The organism is Oleiphilus sp. HI0117, assembly GCF_001635235.1.
This window is the reverse complement of sequence record NZ_LWGA01000728.1, coordinates 1-4935: the sequence shown is the minus strand read 5'-3', so window position 1 is coordinate 4935 and position 4935 is coordinate 1. Positions and strand designations below refer to the sequence as shown.

Genomic DNA, 4935 nt, shown 5'->3' with positions numbered 1-4935 from the left:
CATGCATAATCATTGATTAGCTGCCATCTGTTCTTATCAAATATTGTGTTCTGGCTATTGGCCATTTCTACATTACTATTGTTTAGGTAGGTGAGGATGTATAGGTCGAGCTGGTCTCCGAAGGCTCCGTATAAGCCTCGCGTTAAATTGGTTGGTTGTGGAAAGTGAGGTTTCCAGTTGGTCGCTCGAGTTGTATCGAGTGTTAGGCCATTTAGTGTTTTTGGTAGCTTAGGTTGGCTTACCTGGTATTCTCTATTTTCTGGTGGGCTAAGTGCTAGTTGGGAAATGATTAGTAAAACTGTGCAAGCTGTTAACGAGAGAATTTGTTGTTTCAATGGCTGCGATGTATCTTGTTTTACAGGTGACTCTTGTTCGCCTTCTGCATCGAAGTGGCGGTCGATGAAAAACCATGGAAGCATCACGGCACCGAACACAATCCACCCTAAAGTATCATGGTCTTCCATTAAAGGGTGGCTAACGCCCTCATAATAGGCGATGAGTAATAGAATGAAGACCCGAATCCAGTTTCCGATCATTGCAAGTGTTGCGGCAATCGCAAGGCTTATCAATGCATGACGAAAACGTCTTCTATTAAACGCTGAGGAAATCAATGCTAGTGACAAAGCCGTCATAAAATACTTTAACCCTGAACAGCCCCCAGCAACATGAACTACGCCGGTGGTGACGGTAAAGTAGTTTCCTTCAACAAGTACCGTTAGTGATAGTAGGGAGGCAAGGTAAGAAACAACTTTAACAGTCAGTGTTTGTAAGAAAGGGATTGCCAGGTACCAGAAAGGCATCGCCATTAAGACGACACTCCATGCAATGATAATATTACGAGTACTTGCAAAGCCTAGAACTATTGCGCTAAATAAGGGCAGCGATAAAGCAAGGCATAAAAAAAACAGTGTTTTTATATCCAGAGCTTGAGATAAAACAAACCCGGCGGTCAGAAGAATGACAGCAGGTAATAATAGATAGTTCGGTTGAACTTTGTTCGATCCAAGGTTCTTATATGAAAAATAGGCGCTTAAAGCGAGAAGGATATAGCCCATATCCAAATCGCCAGCAGTGGTCCAGTGAGTATGAAGTTGAACTAAACGGCTGGGGTAGAAAGTTCCTAGATAACATAGCAACAGGGCAAAAATTGCCGCTAACCACAGCACAGGCTGCCTAGCGATCCGTGTCATAACTTCATCCAAAGTGTAGCTGTACCGCAATGTACGTGAGTCGTTAACGGCTTAGTCGTTCGTTGCGGTAAACAGTTGTAAAACTGCTAAGGTTATTAAAATGCTTTGTAATGGTGTTAAGCTTAGCTGAAAAATAAGGTTAGTGAAAACTATATAAAAGTAACTAATAGTAACTTCGCGACCGATATTGCTCATATAAGACAACTTAAAACGACCTCAATTATGAAAAGCCCAAATATCCGCTGGCACGACCATCAAATCCAAAGAGAAGACCGTGCTAAGCAAAAACATCAAAAGCCCTGCATGATCTGGTTTACCGGCCTTAGTGGTGCAGGTAAGTCTAGTGTCGCGAATGCCTTAGATGCGATGCTCTACGAGAAAGGTAAGCATACCTACCTTTTAGACGGTGACAATGTTAGGCATGGATTGACGAAGGATCTGGGTTTTTCTGCTCAAGACCGAATTGAAAATATCAGACGAATTGGTGAGGTAGGAAAACTTTTTGTCGATGCGGGTTTGATTGTCCAGTCTGCGTTTATTTCTCCTTTTAATTCAGATCGACAAATGGTGAGAAAGCTCTTCCCTATAGGGGAGTTTATTGAGGTTTATATTTGTACTGATCTTAGTGTTTGTGAGCGGAGAGACCCGAAAGGTTTGTATAAAAAGGCGAGGGCTGGAGAGATTCGAAACTTTACGGGTATTGACTCTACATATGAAGCCCCCGAAGATCCTGAACTCGTGGTTGACGCGGGTGTTTTAAGTATAGAAGGTGCAGCAAAGGAAGTTTTTGATTACTTGGTTTTGCGTGGATATGTCTAGCAAACACTAGAATGGCTTGCTTTGAATATAGAGCTTAGCTACAGTGAAAATCTGGAATTTTAATCATAGGGTTTAAAGGATGAAGTTTAATAAAGTTGGGCGATTGTTCATATCTGCTGTATTAGTAAGTATGTTGATTGCCTGCGGAGAAACTGATCAGAAAGAGCTTAACGCGAATCATCTAGCGAGAGCTAAAGCTTATGCCGAGCAAGGTCAATATAAAGCCGCGACAATTGAATATAAAAATGCGGTGAAGAAGTCGGGTGGCGAAGCCTCTTCAATTGTTCAATATGCCGAGATGTTGATTAAATTAGGGCAATATGACGCGGCGCTTAGCTTATTGGAGCAGGTGAGTACCGACAAGGATGAAAGTTACTATGTCGCACTGGTTGAGTCTTATCAAGGTAAGCACAAGTACTTATCTGCTGAGCTTGTTCTGGATGAGCACTTAAGTGGCAATAGCGTTGAGCTTCAAATGCTTCGTGCGCATAACTTGTTAGGTTTGAACGAGCTTGAACAAGCAGTCAATGCCTATCAGAAAATTCTTAATGACGAGGCAGGGAATGACCTCGCTACCCTAGGAAAAGCAACTGCTTTAGTAAGATCTAACCAGGTAAAAGAATCGAAAGGCTTGCTTAATTCCATACCTAAGGGTGCCAAGGCTTTTAGTAAAGCAAGAATTCTATTGGCTGGTATTGCAATTGGTGAACAGAACCTGGAACAGGCCGAAGATATTCTGACCGATTTGCTTTCTACTATGGATAATACAGATATTATTGAGCCGGAAAAAGCCGTTGTATTAGAACGGCTATCTTATGTTTTGACTCGCCAAGGCCGTTCTAACGAAGCCTATATTTACACCAAACTGTTATCCGAAGCCTTCCCGGGTTCAAATGAAGTAAAAGAGAAATATCAGCTTGCGGTCGAGAAAATGCAAGCAGGCGAATTGGATGCGTCTAAAGCAACTTTGATCGAGATATTAAATGATTATCCCTCATACAAGCTAGCGACTCAGCTACTAGGTATTATTAGCTATTTGGAAGGAGATAATACCGCAGCCTCTAAATACCTTTCAGAAAGTGTTGATCCGGAAGTCGCAAATGAGATGACGCGTCACATTTATGCGGCGACGAATCTGAAAATGAATGAGCCAAAGAAAGTGCTAGAAATACTTGAGCCTACTATTGATCGCAGTAAGGCGCCCGAAACACTTGCATTGTATGGCTTAGCAGCAATATCTGATGGTCAGTACAAAAAGGGTGAGAATGCCCTTCTGAAAGCTTTGTCGTTTGATGAAAAGAATATTCGGGTTCGCCTTGCTTTGGCAGATTACTACCGTAGTGGCCCAGGAGCGAATAAAGGTAAAGAATGGCAACAGCTAGATCAATCATACAAGCTAGATAGTTCAGATCTTCAACTGTTAAGAAGCATTGTAAGTTTCCACTTGCGTCATGACGGAGCGAAGAAAGCTGAAGAATTTATCGCCAGTGCGTTGAAAGCTAAACCAAGAGATTATGCGACCAATTTAGTAGCCGGTTACTTCTCGCTGAATCAAAGGAATATATCCACAGCGTTAAAACGTTTTACTATGGCTGCAGAGGTAAACAAGGAAGGTGAAGGTTATCTAAATGCCTTGTTTGCGAAAGGAAAAGCTGAGATATCTTTAAGTAAAGGCGATTCAGCAAAGCAAACGTTTAATGAAATTATTCGGGTGTTCCCCGAAAGTGAGTTGGGTTATAAAGGTTTGCTATCTGTTTATCTTATCGAAGATCAAGGTGCCGAAGGACGTAGTAAATTAGAGTTCTTCGCAAATAGTAATGCTCAGCTAGCGCCATATTATGTACTGATTCAGGAGTCGATCTCACAGCAGAATGTATCGGATGCTAAAGCGTATCTTGAAAAAGCGAAAGCGGCTCACGGAGAAGATGGAAAAACCAAGCGTTTAGGTGATGGAATTAAGTATGTTGAAGCCTTAATTGCAATGCGTAAGAGCGATTTCGCTACGGCGCGTACCAAAGTCGCTGAGGTTCTAACGAGTGAACCGGATAATATGCGCTTATTGTCTTTTTTAGTTGATCTTGAGCTGAAGGCTGGACGTGTTAATGAGGCTGAGAAAGTACTTGGTCAAATAGAGGCTATTAATGATAGCCACCCTGTTGTGAACATATTGCGCGGTGATATTGCGCTATCCAAGAATGACTATTCAACAGCGCGTAAGCTATTGATGCAAAGCTGGGGAAATGCACCCGTAGATTCTACAGCTGAAAAACTATATCGAGTGCTAGGTGTTTTGGGTGATAAGCCTGCCCAAAACAAGTTCCTTCAAGATTGGTTGGTTAAGCTACCTAACAGTACCCCAGCGCTTATGTATCAGTCCTTAGCTTATCAGCAGCGGGGGCAACGTATAAAAGCGGTTGAAGGTTATGAAAAAGTTCTGAAAATTGCGCCCAATAACGTCATGGCTCTGAATAATCTAGGGTGGATCTATTTTGAGAAAAAAGATTCGAGGGCGTTAGAGCTGTTAGCTAAAGCTGTAGACTTAGCGCCGGAGAGTCCAGCCGTTCTTGATAGTTATGGTTGGGTACTCGTTGATAACGGGAAGGTTTCTGAAGGCTTACCTTATCTAGAGAAAGCACATAAGCTCGCTCCGGAAATGGAAGAAATTGAAGAGCATTTAAACGCTGCTCGAGCCAAGCAGTAACCCTTGAGAAAAAGCCTGCATGAAGCAGGCTTTTTTCTTACTCCTATGAGTGTAGCGAATAGGGCTATTGCTCGTGGGTATTAATTCCAAACTTTTCCGTCAGGTTATAGAGTGTCGGCCTAGTAATTCCGAGTAGTCTAGCTGCTTGCGCCATATTATTCTGTGCGGCATGAATAGCTTGTGTGATTGCCGTTTTTTCTGCTGCGTCTCTTATTTGGCGAAGAT

The 4935-nt window shown here is 42.4% G+C and carries 4 protein-coding genes; 2 read left to right on the top strand and 2 right to left on the bottom strand.

The window, feature by feature from the left end; translation table 11 throughout:
• Positions 1–1190, bottom strand: a 1190-nt coding sequence (gene xrt / locus A3757_RS10990) for an exosortase (protein ID WP_068739619.1), incomplete at its 3' end; no start/stop codon positions are given.
• Between the two features lie 222 nt (positions 1191–1412).
• Between xrt and cysC the strand changes: the two genes are divergently transcribed.
• Both cysC and A3757_RS10980 read left to right on the top strand, forming a co-directional pair.
• The gene (gene cysC / locus A3757_RS10985) at positions 1413–2009 is read left to right on the top strand and encodes an adenylyl-sulfate kinase (protein WP_068515286.1); all 597 of its coding nucleotides are present in this window, start codon (positions 1413–1415) and stop codon (positions 2007–2009) included.
• A gap of 79 nt (positions 2010–2088) precedes the next feature.
• Positions 2089–4710 carry a tetratricopeptide repeat protein gene (locus A3757_RS10980; RefSeq protein WP_068515276.1) on the top strand — a complete coding sequence of 874 codons (2622 nt, stop codon included), beginning with the start codon at positions 2089–2091 and terminating at the stop codon, positions 4708–4710.
• 64 nt (positions 4711–4774) lie between these two features.
• On the opposite strand, the gene A3757_RS25175 is transcribed toward A3757_RS10980, so the two are convergent.
• The gene (locus A3757_RS25175) at positions 4775–4924 is read right to left on the bottom strand and encodes a helix-turn-helix domain-containing protein (protein WP_082872095.1); all 150 of its coding nucleotides are present in this window, start codon (positions 4922–4924) and stop codon (positions 4775–4777) included.
• Positions 4925–4935 lie beyond the last annotated feature (11 nt).